Here is a 227-nt window from a genome sequence, read left to right on the forward strand (position 1 = left end):
AGGCGGATGGCGTCGCGGGCGAGGCCGGCTTTGCGGAGTTCGGGGGTGATTTCGAGGTCGAGTGCGACGGTGGCGCCGGCGTCGGAGGCTACGGACCAGCCTTCGCGGGGGGTTTCGGTGATGATGACTTCGTCGGGGGTGAGGTCTACTGGTTCGCCGTCGACGGTGATGGTGGCTGTGCCGTCGCGGAGGGCTTGGGAGAGTGCGGCGGCGTCGGTTGCGGCGAC

General features: G+C 69.6%; 1 protein-coding gene. It reads right to left on the minus strand.

What is annotated here, in order from left to right:
- A partial coding sequence (locus AAHZ94_RS35505) for a DUF5915 domain-containing protein (protein WP_349997735.1) occupies positions 1 to 227 on the minus strand: 227 nt, incomplete at both ends.

It is taken from the genome of Streptomyces sp. HSW2009 (assembly GCF_040240285.1).
GTDB lineage: Bacteria > Actinomycetota > Actinomycetes > Streptomycetales > Streptomycetaceae > Streptomyces.